This window comes from Pseudomonas sp. MT92, assembly GCF_058792515.1.
On the sequence record NZ_JBXAFA010000004.1, the window covers coordinates 452,084 to 472,457 of the forward strand.

The 20,374-nt window shown below is 61.0% G+C and carries 16 protein-coding genes; 4 read left to right on the top strand and 12 right to left on the bottom strand.

Annotated elements, in window-relative coordinates; translation table 11 throughout:
- Positions 1-5 precede the first annotated feature (5 nt).
- The 6 genes from selB to fdnG are packed head-to-tail and all read right to left on the bottom strand — an operon-like array spanning position 6 to position 8,962.
- Complete coding sequence (gene selB / locus AC1Q6D_RS10335) at positions 6-1,907, bottom strand: selenocysteine-specific translation elongation factor (RefSeq protein ID WP_103405515.1); 1,902 nt, start codon at positions 1,905-1,907, stop codon at positions 6-8.
- Positions 1,904-3,334 (bottom strand): L-seryl-tRNA(Sec) selenium transferase, encoded by a 1,431-nt coding sequence (gene selA, locus AC1Q6D_RS10340; RefSeq protein ID WP_103405516.1) that lies wholly within the window; start codon positions 3,332-3,334, stop codon positions 1,904-1,906. The genes selB and selA overlap by 4 nt, the downstream gene beginning before the upstream one ends.
- Positions 3,335-3,379: 45 nt before the next feature.
- Positions 3,380-4,306, bottom strand: coding sequence for a formate dehydrogenase accessory protein FdhE (gene fdhE / locus AC1Q6D_RS10345; RefSeq protein WP_103405517.1), 927 nt, complete (start codon positions 4,304-4,306; stop codon positions 3,380-3,382).
- 4 nt (positions 4,307-4,310) lie between these two features.
- Positions 4,311-4,964 carry a formate dehydrogenase subunit gamma gene (locus AC1Q6D_RS10350; protein ID WP_103405518.1) on the bottom strand — a complete coding sequence of 218 codons (654 nt, stop codon included), beginning with the start codon at positions 4,962-4,964 and terminating at the stop codon, positions 4,311-4,313.
- A complete protein-coding gene (fdxH, locus tag AC1Q6D_RS10355; RefSeq protein WP_103405519.1) occupies positions 4,961-5,896 on the bottom strand; it encodes a formate dehydrogenase subunit beta in 936 nt (311 codons plus the stop codon). Before fdxH ends, AC1Q6D_RS10350 begins: the two co-directional genes overlap by 4 nt.
- Positions 5,897-8,962 carry a formate dehydrogenase-N subunit alpha gene (fdnG, locus tag AC1Q6D_RS10360; protein ID WP_146041511.1) on the bottom strand — a complete coding sequence of 1,022 codons (3,066 nt, stop codon included), beginning with the start codon at positions 8,960-8,962 and terminating at the stop codon, positions 5,897-5,899. It lies immediately after the preceding gene.
- A gap of 281 nt (positions 8,963-9,243) precedes the next feature.
- Between fdnG and AC1Q6D_RS10365 the strand changes: the two genes are divergently transcribed.
- A complete protein-coding gene (locus AC1Q6D_RS10365; RefSeq protein WP_103405522.1) occupies positions 9,244-10,398 on the top strand; it encodes a MalY/PatB family protein in 1,155 nt (384 codons plus the stop codon).
- A gap of 125 nt (positions 10,399-10,523) precedes the next feature.
- Positions 10,524-10,664 (top strand): hypothetical protein, encoded by a 141-nt coding sequence (locus tag AC1Q6D_RS10370; RefSeq protein ID WP_371919927.1) that lies wholly within the window; start codon positions 10,524-10,526, stop codon positions 10,662-10,664.
- Here the strand turns inward: AC1Q6D_RS10370 and AC1Q6D_RS10375 are convergent.
- The 4 genes from AC1Q6D_RS10375 to AC1Q6D_RS10390 form a co-directional block, all read right to left on the bottom strand.
- Positions 10,627-12,546, bottom strand: coding sequence for a hybrid sensor histidine kinase/response regulator (locus tag AC1Q6D_RS10375; RefSeq protein ID WP_103405523.1), 1,920 nt, complete (start codon positions 12,544-12,546; stop codon positions 10,627-10,629). The two genes, AC1Q6D_RS10370 and AC1Q6D_RS10375, sit on opposite strands and share 38 nt — an antisense overlap.
- A 98-nt stretch (positions 12,547-12,644) precedes the next feature.
- Positions 12,645-13,547 (bottom strand): zeta toxin family protein, encoded by a 903-nt coding sequence (locus AC1Q6D_RS10380; RefSeq protein ID WP_103405524.1) that lies wholly within the window; start codon positions 13,545-13,547, stop codon positions 12,645-12,647.
- A gap of 125 nt (positions 13,548-13,672) precedes the next feature.
- Positions 13,673-15,952: an ATP-dependent DNA helicase gene (locus AC1Q6D_RS10385; protein WP_103405525.1), complete on the bottom strand. Its 2,280-nt coding sequence runs from the start codon at positions 15,950-15,952 to the stop codon at positions 13,673-13,675.
- Positions 15,949-17,616 (bottom strand): VRR-NUC domain-containing protein, encoded by a 1,668-nt coding sequence (locus AC1Q6D_RS10390; RefSeq protein ID WP_103405526.1) that lies wholly within the window; start codon positions 17,614-17,616, stop codon positions 15,949-15,951. Before AC1Q6D_RS10390 ends, AC1Q6D_RS10385 begins: the two co-directional genes overlap by 4 nt.
- A 193-nt stretch (positions 17,617-17,809) precedes the next feature.
- Here AC1Q6D_RS10390 and AC1Q6D_RS10395 point away from each other — a divergent pair, with 193 nt between their 5' ends.
- Positions 17,810-18,034: a YgdI/YgdR family lipoprotein gene (locus AC1Q6D_RS10395; protein ID WP_047528837.1), complete on the top strand. Its 225-nt coding sequence runs from the start codon at positions 17,810-17,812 to the stop codon at positions 18,032-18,034.
- Between the two features lie 139 nt (positions 18,035-18,173).
- Positions 18,174-18,833: an MliC family protein gene (locus tag AC1Q6D_RS10400; protein ID WP_103405527.1), complete on the top strand. Its 660-nt coding sequence runs from the start codon at positions 18,174-18,176 to the stop codon at positions 18,831-18,833.
- Positions 18,834-18,872: 39 nt separating this feature from the next.
- Here AC1Q6D_RS10400 and AC1Q6D_RS10405 read toward each other — a convergent pair whose 3' ends face one another.
- Positions 18,873-19,958, bottom strand: a complete 1,086-nt coding sequence (locus tag AC1Q6D_RS10405; RefSeq protein WP_103405528.1) for a polyamine ABC transporter substrate-binding protein — start codon at positions 19,956-19,958, stop codon at positions 18,873-18,875.
- 69 nt (positions 19,959-20,027) lie between these two features.
- On the bottom strand, positions 20,028-20,372 hold the full coding sequence (locus tag AC1Q6D_RS10410) for a cupin domain-containing protein (RefSeq protein WP_103405529.1): 345 nt from the start codon (positions 20,370-20,372) through the stop codon (positions 20,028-20,030).
- Positions 20,373-20,374: the final 2 nt, after the last annotated feature.

The following is a 20,374-nucleotide window of genomic DNA, read 5'->3' on the forward strand; positions in this document are numbered from 1 at the left end:
ACCTGCTATGGGCGCCGGGCCAACACGTTGTCGGGGCGAATCTGGCGCCGGTCGCCAACCCGTCGGGTCAGGCCCAGGCGGTCGAAGTATTCGAGAATCTGGATACTGCGCTTGCGCCCCAGGCCCACGGCATCGCGAAACGCCGACACCTGGATCACCGGGTTGTCGTCGGCCAGTTGCAACAGCATAGCCGCCAAACGGCGGATCATCGCATCGGTGTAGAAGAGGTCGCGGACCACCTGGTGCAGCAACCCCAACCGGGCCATTTTGCGCAGGAGCAGCCGCACCGTAGCTTCGTCATGGGGCAAGTCGCGCACCCACGGCGGATCGAAACCGGCTGTTTCGAACAAGGGCTGCAACGCTTGCCACAGGGCCTCGTCTGCGTCGCTCAAGCGCACTTGATGGCCAGGCAGATGCAGCCACGGCCCGCTGCTGGCGATGGCGCCACTGGCCAGCAGTTCGTCAAGCAGGCAGATGAACGTCGGACGATCAAGCACCGTGGCGCTGAATCGACGCAGGCGATCACGGTCCGGCCCCATCTGGTCCGGCTCCAGTTCGTGAAAGCGCGCCAGTTGTTCCAGCAAGCGTGTTTTCAGCCCTTCCCAGCGCGCCGCGCTGAACAGCAAAGACCCTTGGCGGGTGTCGATCAGACGCACGTCCGCAGGTAACACCCAGGTGTCGTGGGGGCGATTGAATTGACGCTCAAGACGCACCGAGTCCAGCCCCGTTTCGCCGTGGGCCAGTAATGCCGGCAGGCAGTACTCCAACTCATTGTGCGTGGCCAGTGCGTGTAACTGCGCCAGTCGCTCGGGGCTGCGTCGTTGCCGATCGGGCGCGAACGGGTCGAGCACCCGGCCACCGCCTAGGGTGCGTTGTGCGCTCTGGTCACGCAGGATCAGCGGATCGCCCTTGACTGCCTGCACCGGCGCATTCAGCAGCAGTTGCGCGAACATCCGTGCGCCCGGCGCCAGGCTGGTGCCCTCCAGCAACGCCACGCGCCCGGTCACATCCTGGGTGCCGAGATGAACGTGCACCGGTTGAAAGTGCTCGAAAGCGCGCGGTTCGCCGGGCAACAGACGCAGGTCGATATCGATTCGCCGGGTCGGGGCATACAGCCATTCGGCGCACAGCCACTGACCTCGATGAATCTGCTCCAGCGCCAGGCGTTCGGCACTGATGTTCAAGGCAACACGCTGGCCGGCCAGGGCGACCTCGGCCACTTGATTCTGCGCATGCAGGCCGCGCACCCGCACCGGTTTGCCGAGGGGGCCAAGCATCAACGTATCGCCCACCGCCACCTGCCCGGACAGCGCCGTGCCGGTGACCACGATACCCGCGCCCGCCACGCTGAACGCCCGATCGATCCACAGGCGAAAACCACCTTCGTGGCTGCGTTGAACGACCTCGCGTTGCACCTTGATCAAGGCCTGACGCAGGGTGTCGATGCCCTGCCCGGTCACGCTCGACAGCACAATCTGCGGCGCATCGGCATAAGGGCCGGGCGCCAGCAAGGCGTTGATCTGCTCGCAAACGTCTTGCACCCGAGCCCCATCGACCCGGTCGCATTTGCTGATTGCCACCAGCGCCCGGGGGATGCCCAGCAGTTCGACGATGGCCAGGTGCTCGCGGGTTTGCGGCATCACCCCGTCGTCGGCAGCCACTAACAGCAGCACCAGATCGATGCCCTGTGCCCCGGCCAGCATGTTGTGGGTGAAGCGCTCATGACCGGGGACGTCGATAAAACCGGTGAGGCCAGCGCCCGGTTCCAGCGCGGCATAGAGGTAACCGAGGTCGATGGTCATGCCGCGCTCACGCTCTTCCCGGCGTCGGTCGCCGGCCTGCCCGGTCAGAGCCTGGAGCAATGCGGTCTTGCCGTGATCAATGTGCCCTGCGGTGCTGACGATCACTGTGCTGCTTCCCCTGCTTGCAACTGGCCGAGTTGCGCCAGCCACGCCGGCTCGTCGTCCAGTTGGCGCAAGTCCAACCACAAGGCGTCGTCGTCGATGCGCCCGAGCACCGGAATCGGCAGGCTCCGCAGGTGCTCTTCCAGACCGTGCAGCCAACGACCGCGCAGACGTTTGGAGCAGTTCGGCCGCAGGCACAGCGCCGCACTCGGCAAGCGCGCCACCGGTTGGCTGCCGCTGCCGATCATGCCCAGCGCCGGCACTGCACTGACGCCCCAGGCAGCGCCCAGCACCTGCGCCAGGGGCGGCAACAGGCGTTGGGCCTGGGCGAAGATATCCGCCTGGGGTCGGGTCAGCAGCCGCAGGCTTGGCAGCCGCTCGGCCAGGCGATCCGGGTTGCGGTACAGGCCGAGCACGGCTTCGAGGGCGGCGAGGGTCAGTTTATCGACGCGCAGCGCACGTTTCAGCGGGTTTTTCTTGATCCGCGCGATCAGTTCCTTGCGGCCGACGATCAAACCGGCCTGGGGGCCGCCGAGCAGTTTGTCGCCGCTGAAGGTGACGATGTCTGCGCCGTCGAGCAACGCCTGGCGCACCGTCGGCTCGGCCGGCAGGCCCCAGCGCGTGAGGTCCAGCAAACTGCCGCTGCCGAGGTCCTCCAGCAGCGGCAAGCCATGCCGGTGCGCCAGTTGCGCCAGCTCTGCGGTGGGCACACGGGAGGTGAAGCCCTGGATGCTGTAGTTGCTCGCATGCACGCGCATCACCAGTCCACTGCGCGGGCCGATGGCGGCTTCATAGTCACGGGCATGGGTACGGTTGGTGGTGCCGACTTCATGCAGTTTGACCCCGGCGCGGGCCATGATGTCCGGGATGCGAAAGGCGCCGCCGATTTCGATCAGCTCGCCCCGGGAAATGATGCCTTCCTTGCGCGCGCCGAGACTGTTGAGGGTGAGCAACACGGCGGCGGCATTGTTGTTGACCACGGTCACCGCTTCCGCGCCGGTCAGCTCGCGGATCAGGCCTTCGATCAGATCGTCGCGGTCGCCGCGCTTGCCACTGTGCAGGTCAAACTCCAGATTCAGCGGATAACGCGCGGCCATTTGTACGGCGTCTATGGCTTCTTCCGGCAGCAAGGCGCGCCCCAGATTGGTGTGCAGCACCGTGCCGGTGAGGTTGAACACCCGGCGTACATGGCTGCGATGCTGGCTGGCCAGTCGCTCACCCGCCCTGCCCGCCAGCACTTGTGGGGCGAGTTCAACGGCGTCGAGTTGTCCGGCCAGCACCGGTTCGCGCAAGTCGTCGAGCAACTGCCGCAGGCTGGCGAGCAAGGCATCGCGCCCATAGCGTTCGGCCAAAGGCTGACACGCCGGGTCGCGTAGCAAGCTGTCGATGGAGGGCAGGCGCAAGGCTGGGCTGGCGGATCTGGCGGACATCAGGCGCTCCGGCAAAGGTGGACCGCCTGAGTGTAGACGCTCGCGTCAGTCGCCTCCGGGGGCCAGCAGCAGATTGGGCGCCGGCCGCTGAAAGCCTTCCTGCTCCAGGCGCATGTCGAGCATCAGGCTGCTCAAGTCGGCGGACAGCGCTTCGCCTTCGGCGTCGCACTCCAGATAGATCTGCTTGAGGTAACTCTGGCAGCCGGGGCAGGTTTCGGCGCGCAACGGCGCTTTGTCGGCGGCATGCCGGTCGCTGTCGAAGCTGACGTATTGCAGGCCCTTGCTTTGCTCGCAATACACGCACTTGACCCGCACCACATGCCATTCGCAGGCGCACAGCGAGCACACCAGATAGCGCAGGCCGTTGTATTTTCCGCGATGGCGAATCACCCCGGCCATGGCCGGTGATCCACAGGCCGGGCACTGGTTGAGGCTGGTGCCGGGTTTCAGGGCGAGGTCTGGCGTCGTCAGCAACCAATGACTCCACGCGGCCTGCAATGCCGCGCCGAGAAACGGCACCAGGGCCGCCGGCAGCAAGGAGAACTGACCGCTGACCAACGTCAGCGCCCAGATCTTGAGCTGCCCGGCGCTGGCGTTGCGTAATGTCGTCACGGCCTGCTCCACCGCTGATTGCGCTGCGGGTTGATAGCCTTGCAACAAACCGTGCAGCCAGGGCAACCAGGCGTCTTCGCGCACCAGGCTGTCGGCGGCGAACGGTGGCAAGCCGTGCTCCAGGCAGCGCTGGACACGCTGCGGGTCCGGCACGGCCGCGTCGGGCGGATCATCCATCAGACGCTGCTGCGCGTGACACAATCCGGCAATCAGGCGCAGGTACTCGGCCAATGGATGCCCTTCTGCCAGACGCTCCAGGCGCAGCGCGCGCAAGGTGAACAGGTTGGACGGTGGCAGGTGCAGAAACGGCGGTGCCGTGGCCGCCGCTTCGATCTCTCCTGGCTCCAGAATGGTGGCCAAATCGTTATCCTTTTTTGCTCAAGGGCGGGTCGGGACGCTCATCACGCGTCACCTCGCGATACCACAGTTCATGGTGTTTCTTCGCCCAGGCGCGGCTGACCCAGCCATGCAACATGGCGCTGACCGAGCCCTTGATCCAGATCCCGGCGTAGATGTGCACGATGATGCTCAGGATCAGCACGAAACCGGCCAGTGCATGCAGCAACATCGCCCAACGGATCAGGGTGATGCCGAAGTAGTCGCTGAAATACGCACGCCAGATCACCAGACCGGTGAACAGCAACCCGAACATGCACAGCAGTAAAGTCCAGAACAGCAGCTTCTGCCCGGGGTTGTACTTGCCGATGGGGGGCACGCCCTCCTCCTCGTTTTTCATCACCCGGTCAATGCGCTTGAGCCACAAGCGGTCATTGGCAATGAAGTAATTGGCGCGCCAGAAACGCACCACCAACCCGAGGAACAACAGGAACATCAACACACCCATGAAGGGGTGCAGGATGCGTGTCCAGGGACCGCCGCCAAACAGGTTGCTCAGCCAGAACAGCGCCGGGTGAAACAACGCCAGCCCGGACAGCCCTGCCATGAAAAACAGGATCGCCACCAGCCAGTGATTGGTGCGCTGATTGGCGGTGTAGCGAAGGATCTCTTTGCGGATCATGGCCTGTTCTCCCGCTTCGGATCATAGGTGTGCACCGACGGATCGACCTCATGCACCGCCGGGTCGTTGCCTGGCGGCCGTTCATCTTCTTCCACGATCTGCGGACCGACGCGCACGTAGTGGAAGAAGCCGGCCAGCACCGCCGCGCCCATCGCCAGCAGCGCCAGGGGTTTGCTCACGCCTTTCCACAGGCCCACCAACGGACTGATCGCCGGATCGGCGGGCAGTCCGGCGTAGAGCTTCGGCGTGTCGGCATGGTGCAGCACGTACATCACATGGGTGCCGCCGACGCCTGCGGGGTCGTACAGACCGGCCTGGTCAAAACCGCGACTCTTGAGGTCGACGATGCGCTCGGCGGCGTGCTCCTTCATGTCTTCCTTGGTGCCGAAGACGATGGCCCCGGTCGGACAGGTTTTCACGCAGGCCGGCTCCAGCCCTACAGCCACCCGGTCCGAACACAAGGTGCATTTGTAGGCCTTGTGATCCTTTTGCGAGATGCGTGGAATGTTGAACGGGCAACCGGTGATGCAATACCCGCAACCGATGCAGTGGTCCTGGTTGAAATCGACGATGCCGTTGGCGTGCTTGATGATCGCACCGGGGCTGGGGCATGCCGCCAGGCAACCGGGCTCGGCGCAGTGCATGCAGCCGTCCTTGCGAATCAGCCATTCGAGGTTGCCGGCATCGTTTTCGTGCTCGGTGAAGCGCATCAGGGTCCAGGTTTGTGCGCTGAGATCCTGCGGATTGTCATAGGTGCCGTGGTTGTGGCCGACCTCGTCGCGCAGCTCGTTCCATTCAGAACAGGCGACCTGGCAAGCCTTGCAGCCAATGCATTTGGTGGTGTCGATCAGCTTGGCGACTTCCTCCTGATTGCGCACCGAGGACGGTACGGTGGTGGTGGCCGAGCGGGCAATGATGTCTTGGCTGGCCATTTAGATTTTCTCCACGTTGACCAGGAATGACTTGGATTCCGGGGTCTGGGTGTTGCCATCGCCGAGGAACGGCACCAGGGTGTTGGTCAGGTAACCGTGGCGCGTCAGGCCGGTGAACCCCCAGTGCAGCGGGATACCGATCTGGTGCACCACTTGATTGTTGACCTGCAACGGCCGAATCCGCTTGGTCACCACCGCCACCGCTTCGATATGACCGCGCTTGCAGCTGACGCGCACACGGTCGCCGGCGACGATGCCTTTCTCCTTGGCCAACACTTCGCCGATCTCGACGAACTGCTCGGGCTGGGCAATCGCGTTGAGCTTGCAGTGCTTGCTCCAGAAGTGAAAATGCTCGGTCAGCCGGTAGCTGGTGGCGGCGTACGGGTAATCCTTGGCCACACCGAGCGAATCCCACACCGAATCAAAGATCCGCGCCGCCGGGTTGCTGGTGGCTTTCTTGTTGTCCGGGTGCATCGGGTTGATGCCGATGGGCGTTTCGAACGGTTCATAGTGTTCGGGGAACGGCCCCTCGTTCATCTTGTCGACGGCGAAGAACCGCGCCACGCCTTCGGGATTCATGATAAACGGGTTCATCCCGGCTTCCGGCGGCACATCGGCCTTGTAGTCAGGCACGTCGGTGCCGCCCCAGGCTTTGCCGTTCCACCACACCAGGCGCTTTTTCGGATCCCAGGGTTTGCCTTGCACGTCGGCCGAGGCACGGTTGTAGAGAATCCGCCGGTTGGCCGGCCAGGCCCAGGCCCAGCCCTGATGTTGATGCATGCCATACGGATCGCTGTTGTCGCGGCGGGCCATCTGGTTGCCCGCCTCGGTCCAGCTGCCGCAGAAAATCCAGCAACCGGACGCCGTACTGCCATCGTCCTTGAGCTGACTGAACGCCGCCAGTTGGGTATTGGCCTTGACCGCCGCGCCAGTGGCGTCGGTGAAGTCGGCGGTGGCGGAGCCGTTGATTTCCTTGGCCAGTTCTTCTGGCGAAGGCTCGTCGGCGATCTTGTAGGGCCAGGACAGTTTGAGGATCGGGTCGGGGTATTTGCCGCCTTCGCTCTGATAGCGTTGGCGCAAGCGCAGGAACAGCTCGCTCATGATGCGGATGTCGGTTTGCGCCTCACCAGGGCCATCGGCGCCTTTCCAGTGCCATTGCAGCCAGCGGCTGCTGTTGACCAGCGAGCCGTCTTCTTCGGCGAAGCAGGTGGTGGGCAGGCGTATCACTTCGGTCTGGATGTCGGCGCTCTTCACATCGTTGAACGGTCCGACGTTGCGCCAGAACTCCGAGGTTTCGGTAGCCAGCGGGTCCATCACCACCAGCCACTTGAGTCTGGCCAGCGCCGCCATCACCCGGTTCTTGTCGGGCAACGCGGCGATCGGGTTGAAGCCCTGGCACATGTAGCCGTTGACCTTGCCCTGCCCCATCAGGTCGAACACCTTGAGGATGTCGTAGTTGGGAATGTCCAGTTTCGGCAGGTACTCGTAGCACCAGTTGTTCTCGGCCGTGGCGTTGGCGCCGTACCAGGCTTTCATCAGGCTGACGTGGAACTTGCCGTAGTTCTGCCAATAGGACAACTGCCCCGGACGCAGCGGTTTCTGCGTCCGTTTGACGATGTAGGCGTTGTAATCCTGCTCGGCGTCGCCCGGCAGCGTCAGGTAACCGGGCAACGAGTTGGACAACAGCCCCAGGTCGGTCAGCCCCTGGATGTTGGAGTGGCCGCGCAGGGCATTCACGCCCCCGCCCGGCATGCCGACGTTGCCCAGCAGCAATTGCACCATGGCGGCGCTGCGGATGATCTGCGACCCGATGGAGTGCTGGGTCCAGCCCAGGGCATAGAGAATCGTCATGGTCTTGCCCGGTTGCGAGCACGTGGCGATTTCTTCCCATATTTTCTGCATGGCATCGACCGGCATGCCGCACACCTGGCTCGCCAGGTCGATGTTGTAGCGGCTGTAGTGCTGCTTCATCAGCTGATAGACGCAACGCGGGTCTTGCAGGGTCGGGTCGACCTTGGCAAAACCGTCCTCGCCCAGCTCGTAACCCCAGCCGGACTTGTCGGTATAGGCGCGTTTGGCGACATCGTAGCCACTGAAAATCCCGTCTTCGAAGCCGTAGCCGGCTTTGACGATGAACGACACGTCAGTGTAATTGCGCACGTATTCGTGCTGGATTTTGTCCTCGGTCAGCAGGTAGTTGATCAGCCCGCCCATGAAGGCGATGTCCGTGCCGGTGCGGATCGGCGCGTAATAGTCGGCCACCGAGGCGGTCCGGGTAAATCGTGGGTCGACCACGATCAGCCGCGCCTTGTTGTGCGCCTTGGCTTCGGTCACCCATTTGAAACCGCAAGGGTGCGCTTCTGCCGAGTTGCCGCCCATCACCAGAACCAGATTCGCGTTAGCGATATCGGTCCAGGTATTGGTCATGGCACCACGGCCGTACGTCGGGGCAAGACTTGCCACCGTCGGACCGTGTCAGACACGCGCCTGGTTATCAAACCCCAGCATGCCGAGACTGCGAATGACCTTGTGGGTGATGTAGCCCGCTTCGTTGGACGCCGCCGAGGCCGCGAGGAAACCGGTAGTCAGCCAGCGGTTCACCGTTTGCCCCTGGGCGTTTTTTTCGATGAAGTTGGCGTCGCGGTCGGCCTTCATCAGGTCGGCGATGCGATTGAGCGCGTCATCCCAGGACACCCGCGTCCATTCGCTGCTGCCGGGCTTGCGGACCTGCGGGTACTGCAGGCGGCCGGGGCTGTGAATGAAGTCCAGCAGGCCCGCGCCTTTGGGGCACAAGGTGCCGCGGTTGACCGGGTGGTCGGCGTCACCTTCGATGTGAATGATGCTTTGCGCGACATTCTTCGCCGCATCGCCCTGGCTGTACATGATCACCCCACAGCCGACCGAGCAGTACGGGCAGGTGTTGCGGGTTTCATGGGTGTGGGCGAGCTTGAAGTGGCGCACCTGTTCGGCAAAGGCAGGCGCCGGGGCCATGCCCAGCGCGCCCAGGCTAGAGCCTGCAAGGCCGATACCGGCGACCTTGAAGAACTGACGACGGCTGAGGTCCATCGTGCACTCCTGATCAGGTGGAGATCCGGTAGTTTTCCCGGATTTTTCTGGACAAACACCCTTGCGGCAGGCGGGCTGCCGACACTTAAACTCTAGTCAAGGCTGTCGAAACCGCGATGTCACCCGACCGTCGGGCATTCCCGGGGGACGCGGTCACCTGTAGACACGAGCTTGCTCGCGATGGTGTGTCGACTCAGACTTCATCGCGAGCAGGCTCGCTCCTACAGGGGCTTGGCGCTTATCATGGCGCCATATCCAACCCAGCCTTCACGAGACTGCGCATGACTTTCGATTTTGATCAGGTCTTCGACCGCCACAACACCGGCAGCACCAAATGGAGCCGCTACCCGGCCGACGTGTTGCCGATGTGGGTCGCCGACATGGATTTCGCTGCGCCGCCGGTCATCATCCAGGCCCTGCAAAAACGCCTGGAACACCCGATGGTCGGCTATAGCGTGGCCCCGGACGACTTGCGCGAGGCCATCGTTGCCGATCTGTGGAACAAGTACGCCTGGCGCGTAGAGCCGCAGGAACTGATCTTTCTGCCGGGCGTCGAGTCGGGCTTCAACATGGCGCTGAAGGCGCTGGTACAACCGCAACAGAATGTCGTGGTGCAGGTGCCGAACTATCCGCCGCTGCGCCACGCCCCGGGCCACTGGGGGCTGAACAAGGTCGAACTGGGCTTCGAGTCGCAGCCTGACGGCACCTACAGCACGCCGCTGGCGACCTTGAGCCAGTCGCTGCAAGGTGGCGGCGCGCTGCTGTTGAGCAACCCGCACAACCCGCTGGGCAAGGCCTTCCCGCGTGCCGAACTGCAGGCCATTGCCGATATCTGCCTGGAGCACGACGCCTGGGTCATCTCCGACGAAATCCATGCCGAACTGTGTTTTGACGGTCGCCAGCACATTCCGATGGCGACACTGAGCCCGCAAATTGCCCAGCGCACCATCACCCTGATGTCGGCCAGCAAGGCCTACAACATCGCCGGACTGAAAACCTCGTTCATGATCATTCAGGACCGTCACCTGCGCGAGCGCGTCAACCACGCCCGTTGCGGCATGGTCGACAGCGTCAACCCCCTGGGCCTGGAAGCCACCCGCGTCGCTTATAGCGAAGCCGCGCCCTGGCTGAACGAACTCAAGGCCTACCTGCAAGCCAACCGTGATTACCTGGTCGAGGCCGTACGCAGCCGCCTGCCGGGCATCAGCATGAACGTGCCGCAAAGCACCTACCTGGCCTGGCTCGACTGCTCGGCGTTGGGCCTGGAGAACCCCCAGCAGTTTTTCCTCGAACAGGCCAAAGTCGGTTTGAGCGCCGGCCTGGACTTCGGCGATGACTGCCAACAGTTCGTGCGCCTTAACTTCGGCTGCCCGCGCTCGTTGCTGGAAAAAGGCATCGCGCGGATGGAACGCAGTTTGCGCAACCTCCACGCCTGATACCGCCCGATTGCAGGAGCGAGCTTGCTCGCGATGGACGTGAACGATAACGCGTTTAACCAGACTGAACGCGGCGCACTGGAGTCGGCGACATACTGTCGTTTGGCAGCCTGGTCGAACGGGCCATGGAAGTGTTTCTGGTGACCTTGCTCGGCGTAGTGCTGGTGGGGCACTGGGACTTCAGCACGCAACCGCCGTTGGCGCGTTATGAGCAGTACACCCGGTCGCTCACTTCATCGCCGAAGCAATCACTTCCACCAGGCTGAGTTGAGTAAAGGGTTTCGGCAGCCTCGGCAGTTTGGCGGCGAAGCCTTCCAGTCGCTCGGCATAACCGGTGGCCAGAATAATCGGTACGGTGGGGTTCAGTATGCGGATCGCATCCGCCAGTTGCGCACCATTCATTTGCGGCATTGCCATGTCAGTGATCACCAGGTCAATGTCCTGTTGCCCGACAAATATTTCCAGTGCCTGGACAGCGGATGTTGCGCTGACGACTCGATGACCAAGGTCTTCCAGCAACAGACAGGTACTGGTCAGCACCAGGCTGTCGTCATCCACCACCAGGACGCACAGGCGAGGCACATCCGGTGCCACGGGTTCGTCGGCAACAAGGGCAGCCGTGCACTCGGTAGCGACGGGCAACCACAGTTCCGCCGTGGTGCCCTGGTTTTTCTGGCTCTTGAGTACGAACCGTCCGCCCAATTGCGCGATAAAGCCGTGGACCATCGACAACCCCAACCCGGTGCCTTTGCCCAGTCCTTTGGTGGTGAAGAACGGGTCCATCGCCGACGCCAGCGTCGCCTCATCCATCCCCTCCCCGGTGTCGCTGACACTCAGGCACACATAACGGCCAGCAGCCAGTGCCGGGCGGTTGCCCTTCTGAAACTCTTCGCTTCGCGTGCTGATGACGATTTTGCCGCCTTGGGACATGGCGTCACGGGCGTTGGTGGCCAGATTCAACAAGGCCAGTTCAAGTTGGTTGACGTCGGCCATCACCGGTTCGACATCCGCGGGAAAACGCGTTTCCAATACCACTGAAGGTCCCAACGAACTGCGCAACAGCCCGGAAATACCCTGCACCAGGGCCGGTATCTCGACCGGTTCGGACTTCAGCTCCTGGCGCCGTGCAAAAGCCAGCATGCGCTGGGTGAGGGAGACACCGCGCAAGGCTCCCTGGGTGGCGTTGTCGAGCAAACGCACGACTTTTGGATCATCCGCCAGACGTTTGCGGACGATTTCCAGATTGCCGAGAATGACGGTCAGCAAATTATTGAAGTCGTGGGCGATCCCGCCGCTGAGTTGGCCGATGGCCTGCATTTTCTGCGCCTGGAACAAGGCTTCGCGGGTTTGCTCCAGCGTCTGCTGGGCCTGTGTCGCTTCGGTGATGTCGCGGGTGATCTTGGCGAATCCGAGCAAGGTGCCGGTGTCGCCCCGGATCGGATCGACCACGACATGCGCAAGGAACTGCGTACCGTCCTTGCGCACACGCCAGCCCTTGCTTTCGAATCGCCCTTCACGGATCGCCGTATCCAGCGTTCGCTGCGGCTCACCCGCCTCGCGGTCTTGCGGGGTATAGAACATTGAGAAATGTTCGCCGATCACTTCCTGGGGCAAATAGCCCTTGATGCGCTGCGCACCGAGATTCCAGTTGGTCACGCGTCCATCCGCAGCGAGCATGTAGATGGCGTAGTCCGTGACGCTTTGCACCAGCAAGCGAAACTGCTGCTCACTCTGCTTGAGGACTTCTTCGGCCATTTTACGATCGGTCAGATCACGGGTGATCTTGGCAAATCCCAGCAATTTTCCCGAAGGGTCAATAATCGGATCAATCACCACGTGGGACCAGAAGTGCGTGCCGTCCTTGCGTACGCGCCAGCCTTCGCCTTCGAATCGCCCTTCGTGAATCGCCGTGTCCAGCGCCCGTTGGGGCAAACCGGCACGGCGGTCCTCATTGGTATAGAAGCGCGAGAAATGCTGGCCGAGGATTTCCGCCTCCTCATACCCCTTGAAACGCTTGGCGCCAGCGTTCCAGCTGGTGATGATGCCGTCGGGGTCAATCATGTAGATCGCATAGTCAATCACCGCATCGATCAACAGGCGAAAACGCTTGTCCTCAACGGCATTCGGCCTGCTTCGATCCTCGCTCATTGAGTTCTCGCATCATCATTGCTTTTCTGGAGTATGAGACAAACCGCATTTGGAAAGCCATGATTCCGGCAGTTTGCTTCGCGGCCTGCAATCCCGGCCTAGCGATAGACGTATTTGGTGATATAGGAATAAAGGTCGTTGTAGACGAAATCAGGAACCTGTTTGTCATATTGGCTGGTTTTAAGCAGCTGTAGATGACATTCCTTGACCATCTCGTCACGCTCCTCCATCGAATAGACGGACCTCCTGAGGATGGTGTCATAAGCGCTGTACACATATGGCTGCAACGTTGAAGCTTCGTTCAGATTCCCGTTTGCGTCCAGGGTATAGCGGCTGTGAGCACGCAGTACCCGTTCGCTCAGCGTTCCCAGGCCACGCTCGTACAAGAAGATCTGCGAGCCACTTACCGTCTTTGCGATGAACTCGAACGCAACGAGAACCGCCGGGGCGTTGCTGATGCTCGACTCGAGTCTCGAATAGCTGACAAACCGCTCCATCTCCTGCTTTTGCAGGCTGGAGAATGCTCTTTTGATGCTGGACAGATGGGCGAACGCGTGATTACAACCCACGACATGGACTTCGAGTTGATAACCAGGCACAAACTTTGCCAATCCGGCAAAACCGATGTCATCGAACGCGCACTCCATGATGATGTTGTATCCATAAGAAAGCGCGTTGGCGAAGATTTTCGAACCCAGCTCCCTGGCAAACGCTTCTGAATGTTCGTAGGCGTGCAAAACGCCCAACTCGATCATGTCGTCGTAACGCGGGTGTTTTTTTCGATATTCGGGCAGGTACAGTCGAATGTAGTTCCCGTATTTCCCGGATGGCAGCAAGCTCTTTTCCAGCAGGTAAGTCTTGCCCGAGCCCTCCACTCCGGCGGTGATCAGCAACTTCGGGATGGTTTCAGCAGTTTTGTCGGCAAAGAGCGTCGGGTAAATCTCGTCGAACGCCTTGATCACGTCGTCTGAGGAGTAACTGTATTTCGGTACATCTGACATACCTTGATTTCCTTATCAAAGAATTGAGTTGTGATATCCAGCCCTTCCAATAAAACGTACTGGCCCCAATTGTTCAAATCGTTGTTTTAATCAAGGTATGTATTTGTTATTTAACGTAAAAACTCCTACGGCGCAGAATACAAATTCGTTGGGGCAATCGACCACCAGCGCGGCAGTAATTGCCTGACCTTATGCTCGCCGAAACGGTCATCGATCAACATCACCACCCCTTCATCCTGCTCGTTGCGGATCACTCGTCCCGCGGCCTGAACCACTTTCTGCACGCCGGGAAACAGGTAGGTGTAGTCGTAGCCAGCGCCGAAAATCGCGGCCATGCGCTGTTTCAATTGCTCGTTGACCGGGTTCAGTTGTGCCAGCCCCAAGGTGGCGATGAACGCACCAATCAACCGCGCGCCGGGCAAATCGATACCTTCGCCGAACGCACCGCCCAGTACCGCAAAGCCGACACCCTCGCCGTCTTCGGTGAATCTGTCGAGGAAGTCCTGGCGTTGTGCCTCACCCATGCCTCGGGATTGTGACCACAATTCGATCTGCGGGTGCCGCTCGGCCAGCAACTGCGCCACTTGCTGCAAATAGTCGAAACTGCTGAAGAACGCCAGGTAATTGCCGGGACGCTGGGTGAACTGGTTGGCGATCAGCTCGACTATCGGCGCCAGCGAGGCTTCCCGATGCACGAACCGCGTGGAGATCTGATTGACGATGTGCACTTGCAACTGGTCGGCATGAAACGGCGATTCGACGTCGATGCACACGGTGTTGGCCGGTGTGCCCAATAGATCGGCGTAATAGTGGCGAGGGCTGAGGGTCGCGGAAAACAGTACGGTGCTGCGTGCGGCGGTCAGGCGTGGCCCGATGAAACCGGCGGGCACCACGTTGCGCAGGCACAGTTGCGAAAGACATCGTTTGCGGTCGAGGTCGCGCTTGCTGATGTCGAACAGAAACTGTTCATCGAAGAGTTCGGCCACTCGGCAGAACTGCAGCATCTCGAAGTAGAAACTCTGTAACGCACTGTCCAGCCCTTGCGGGTGATCGTTCAGGTAATCACCGATGCTGGCAGTGCAGGAAGACAGCGCCTGAAGCAATTTTTCCGGGGGCTTGTCATAGGCCTGGTAGGCACCTGATTGCAGGTTATGCAGGGCATTCCATTCACGGTTGACCCGTTGCAGCGGCTTTTTCAGCGCTTCGGGCGCGGTTTTTCGTACGCCGTTGAGGGTCGATTGATCGAGGCTGGCGCTATACATCTGACGGCCACGCTCCACCAGATTGTGCGCTTCGTCCACCAGCACCGCGACAGTCCAGTGGTTGGCCTGGGCCAGACCGAACAGCAAGGCGCTGAAATCGAAGTAATAGTTGTAGTCCGCAACCACCACGTCCGCCCAGCGGGCCATTTCCTGGCTCAGGTAATACGGGCAGACCGTGTGCTCCAACGCAACCTGACGCAAGGCGCCCTGATTCAACAGGTTGAGCCCGCTGGCGGCCTGGCGTGCCGCCGGCAAACGGTCATAGAAGCCCTGGGCCAACGGGCAGGACTCACCGTGGCAGGCCTTGTCCGGGTGCTCGCAGGCCTTGTCCCGGGCGACCATTTCCAGCACCCGCAAGGGTGGCGCATCGGCGCTGTCGAGGATCACCTGGGCGGCGTCCAGAGCCAGTTTTCGTCCCGGCGTTTTCGCCGTCAGGAAAAACACCTTGTCCAGCTGTTGGGGGGCCAGGGCCTTGAGCATTGGAAACAGTGTACCGACGGTCTTGCCAATCCCCGTCGGCGCCTGGGCCATCAGGCAGCGGCCCGTGCTCACCGCCTTGAACACCGACTCGGCCAGATGACGCTGGCCCGGTCGAAAACCGGCATGGGGGAACGCCAGCTGCTGCGCCGCCCGATTGCGCGCCTCGCGATGAGTCATTTCCTGCTCGGCCCAGTGCAGGAACCGTTCGCAATGTTCCTCGAAGAACGGCTTCAGCTGTGCGGCGCTGAACGCTTCGAGCAGACAGGTTTCCTTTTCGCTGACGATGTCGAAGTACACCAGCGCCAGGTTGATCTGCTCAAGGTCGAGCTTGCAGCACATCAACCAGCCGTAGACTTTCGCCTGGGCCCAGTGCAGTTGACGGTGGTTGGCGGGTTGCTTGCTCAAGTCGCCACGGTAGGTTTTGACTTCTTCCAGACAGTTTTGCCCGGGATCGTAGCCATCTGCCCTGCCCTTGACGGTCAGGTTCTGATATTGCCCTGCGAGCGCAACTTCACTCTGATAACCCTCGCTGCGCCGGGATGCCACGGTGCGATGACCGACGATGCCTTCCAGCGCGGTCGGCGACGGCGTGAAGCGCAGGTCGAGGTCACCGACCTTGGCGGTGAACTCACACAGCGCCCGCACCGCGATGCTATAGCTCAAGCGTCTTGCTCCGCCCATTGCACGTAGCACACGGCAATCGGCATCTGGTGCTCATGGCAGAACTCCAGCCAGCGCAGCTGGTTATCCTGCAGGCGATCGCCGGGGCCTTTGACTTCGATCATGCGGTAGGTCTTCTGCTGCGGCCAGAACTGGATCAAATCCGGCATGCCGGCGCGATTGGCCTTGATGTCCAGCAGCAAGCGGTTGAACCAGTGCTTGAGGTGCTCGGCCGGCAGGCAATCGAGGGCCTGTTCCAGCAGCTCCTCGCTGAGCACACCCCAGAACACGAAGGGCGACTGCACGCCCCACTTTTGCGCGTAGCGTTCACCAATGGTCCGCCGGTAACGCCCGTCATCGAGTTCGGCCAGGCATGCCTGGAACAGGTCGGCACGTCGACTGTGGAAATCCTCACTCAGCAGATCCACCGGGCCGCGTTGGAACGGGTGGAAAAACGCCCCTGGCAACGGCGCGAAGATCGCTGGCCAGCACAACAGGCCGAACAGCGAATTGATCAAGCTGTTTTCAACGTAATGGACCGGCGCCGCCTCTTCAGACAAGTGCGCCTGGACGTGGTACTCCACCGACAAGGCCGGATCGACCCTGGGCAATTGCAGGTCCAGGCGCACCATTTCCCGAGGGGATGCCCGCTTCATCGCCGGCCCGCCGAGTTTGCGCCGCAGCCTGGGCAGCACACGAAGCAATTGTTGCTGTTCGGCAGCGCTTTGCGGTGATTGCCCGGCCTGGGTCGCGAGCTCCAGCGCCAGTTCATATTCCTCGCAGCGCTCCAGTACGCGAATCAGCCGCAGGCGCGCACCGGGATAGGCGCACTGGCGGTACAGGGCCAACGCGGTGGAAAAGTCGGCAATGCGCTCGCAGTGTTGACCGATCTGGAACAGCAGCTTGTCTCGACGTCTTTGCAGCCAGGGATTGCTCAGTGTCAGGCCGTTGATCCGCTCGACGACCTCCGCCAGCGCCTCACCGGCCTCGAACTGCTGCTGTTGCTCATGCAGGAACAGGCAGGCGTCCACGTCCTCACGGCTGCGCAAACCGCGGGAGTCGGCGCTGAACTCGACTTTTTCGTAGGTGAAGATGCCCAGATCGGCGAGCACGAATTCGGACCAGTCCTGGTAAAGATTGCCGAAAAACATCAAGCGCAGTCGATCGCACAGGCCCATGATGGTCAGACTGTAGAGGCAATCGTCCAGTGTCGGGCACCAATCGCGGAAGCTTTGCGTTTCTGGATAGCGCTCGCTCAGCGCCGGCAACCAGTCGGCTTTTTTGCCCTTGGGTTGATCGATGGCGTTGCCCAGGCATTGCACGATCTCGGCCTTGAGCAAGACCTCGAACAGCGTTTCAAGCGTCAACGGCGCCTGTGAATCGATCCAGCCCAGCGCCAGTAACGGGCCGGCGGCGCTGGCGATGTCGCCGATCTCGACGTAATGCAGCTTGCCGGCCCTGAAGTGAATGCCCTTGCGCATGACCATTCTGACCAGCAGGCCCCGGGACTCACGCGGCAGGCCATTGAATTCACGAATGAAGCGCTGCTCCTCGAGGCTCAGTACATCGGCATAGCGATGCTCAAGCCAATCAAGCACTTGCATGAAGTTATTGAGGTAATAGAACGGGTCGTCGAGAGGGTTTTCAGTCACAGGAAAAAGGGCCATGGCAAGCGAATACTGGTTATGCGTACAGATACCAGTTACGCCCTGCCCGATGCAAACGAAAAGGGATAAAAGGCGGCACTGACAGGTAATTTTCAGCGGATGTCGAACTTTCTGCCTTTGCGCGGCACCAACCGCGTTAGAGCTGCGGTCGTTTGCGGCCATGACAGCGTTTTTTGGAGTATGAGAGGTGGATATGAACATCAAGACTTTCGGCCTGCCCCTGGCAATCGCGGCCTTTCTGGCACTGGCCGGCTGCTCGACGCCAACGGTAGTGACGTTGCAGAACGGCACACAGTATCTGACCAAGGACATGCCTAAAACCAAGACCAAGGACGGCTTCTTCGAGTTCGAGGACATTTCCGGAGCCAAGGTCAGAGTCAACGCCAATGACGTGTCCACGATCCGTCGTGAGGACTGAGTAGCGCGTTTTCCTTGATCGCGCCCCCCCTGCTTGTCCCCCGGGTGTGGCAGGTTTCGATACCTGCCTTACACTCCGATACACCCAGTGCGAGCGAATGTTTGCGCAGGCATGACGTCATGATTCAGGTGAAGCCGGAATGAAAACGCTCACACCCCTTTTGGCCTCTCTCCTCGCCGCCGGCGCGTGCGCGGCAACGAGCCTGTGCGCCGGTGCCGCCACGTCTTCACGAGAGTTCAAGACCAGCTTCGATTGCGCCTCGACCAGGGCATCCATCGAAAAACTGATCTGTCGCGACCCGCAGCTGGCGCAAATGGACATCGAACTGCAGCGCCTCTATCTACTGGTGCTGACGGATGACCACGCCGTACCGCCTCGAAACAAGGTCGAAATCGACCAGCAGTTCTGGCTCGACGCCCGTAATCAGTGCGCCACGGATCGCGAGCCCAAGGCATGCACGATCCGTAGTTATGCCGAGCGCGCCTATCAACTGCGCCAGGGCTCAGCCATTGCCAGGACCAAAGATCCCAGCCGCCTGACTGAAGGCCCCGTGGCGTTTCGTTGCGCGGGATTGAACGCATTGGTCGCGGCCACCTTTTTTACGGTCAACCCGGCTGTCGTGTACCTGAAGTGGGCGAACACCTCCGTCACCCTGAACCAGCAGCCGAGCAGTATCGGCACCCGATACGGCGGCAAGGATTTCAGGGGCAGCTACAGCTTCTGGTACGACGGCGACGACGCCTTGTTGCAGATGCCGGGCTCGGCGGAAATGAGTTGCAAGGCCGAGCCGGTTGGCTGATGACGCACCGGGACGTCCTGTCCCGATGGCCTGAACCGCTTAGCTACCGGTGCGAATCTTGTTCCACACGCGGGTGCGAATTCGGTCGATGTCCAGCGGCATGGCTTCCAGCGCGAACAATTTGCCCATCATTTCCGGGCTCGGATAGACCTTGGTGTCGTTCTTGATGGCCGGCTCGATCAAGCTGTCGGCCTGTTCGTTGCCATTGGCGTAATGCACGTAGTTACTGATATCGGCCATGACGTCCGGGCGCAGCAGGTAGTTCATGAAGGCGTACCCGGCCTTTTCGTCCGGGGCGTCGACGGGCATGGCCACCATATCGAACCAGATCGCCGCACCTTCCTTGGGAATCGAATAACCGATGTCGATACCGTTCTTGGCTTCCCTGGCGCGGTTTTCCGCTTGCAGGATGTCGCCGGAGAAGCCGACGGCCACGCAGATGTCGCCGTTGGCCAGGTCACTGGTGTATTTGGACGAGTGGAAATAACTGACATACGGCCGGACTTTCAACAGCAACGCTTCAGCCTTCTTGTAGTCTTCCGGTTTTTTACTGTGAGGCGGCAGGCCCAGATAGTTCAGGGCAGCGGGCAACAACTCCGGGCCGTTGTCGAGAATGGCCACGCCACACTTCTGCAGTTTTTGCATGTTCTCGGGTTTGAAGATCAGGTCCCAGGAATCCACCGGTGCGTTGTCGCCCAGGACTGCTTTGACTTTGGCAATGTTGTAGCCGATCCCGGTACTGCCCCACAGATACGGAAAGCCGTGCTCGTTACCGGGATCGTTGGTCTGCAAGGCCTTGAGCAGCACCGGATTGAGGTTTTTCCAGTTCGGCAACTGACTCTTGTCGAGTTTTTTCAGCGCCTTGCCTTCAATTTGCCGCGCCATGAAGTGGTTGGACGGAAACACCACGTCGTAACCGGATTTGCCGGTCATCAGCTTGCCATCGAGGGTTTCATTGCTGTCGTAGACGTCGTAAGTGAAGGCGATGCCGGTGTCTTTCTGGAAGTTTTTCGTGGTATCCGGTGCGATGTAATCCGACCAGTTGTAGATCTTGACGGTGTCGGCGGCCTGACTGATTGAAGCGACGAGCATCAGCGGAGCAAGGGTGAGTGTCTTTCGGATCATGAGTCGATTCCTGTAGAGGCTGTTTTTGTTTGGCAGGCAATCAAGCGATCAGCTTTCAACTTTCTATTTTCAAAAAATCAAAACATAGGTCTTGCGCACGGTTTCCTGGATATCCCAGATGCCGAGGGTGTTGGCGGGCAACATCAGTGCGTCGCCGGCTTCGATGTGCAGGGTTTCGCCGCCGTCATCCGGGGTGAAGGTGCAGCGGCCCTGGATGAAGTGACAGAACTCCTGGGCGACGATCTGCCGCCGCCAGCGACCGGGCGTGCACTCCCACACCCCGGTTTCGACGCCGTCGTCGCGCTCGACGCTGGTGGTCGATGCGACAGCCACGGGCAAGCCCAGCGGCACGGCGACCGGGTTCGACTCTTTCAGTGTCAGGGTGGCGGTGTTCTTGAATTGCGTGATGCTCATGG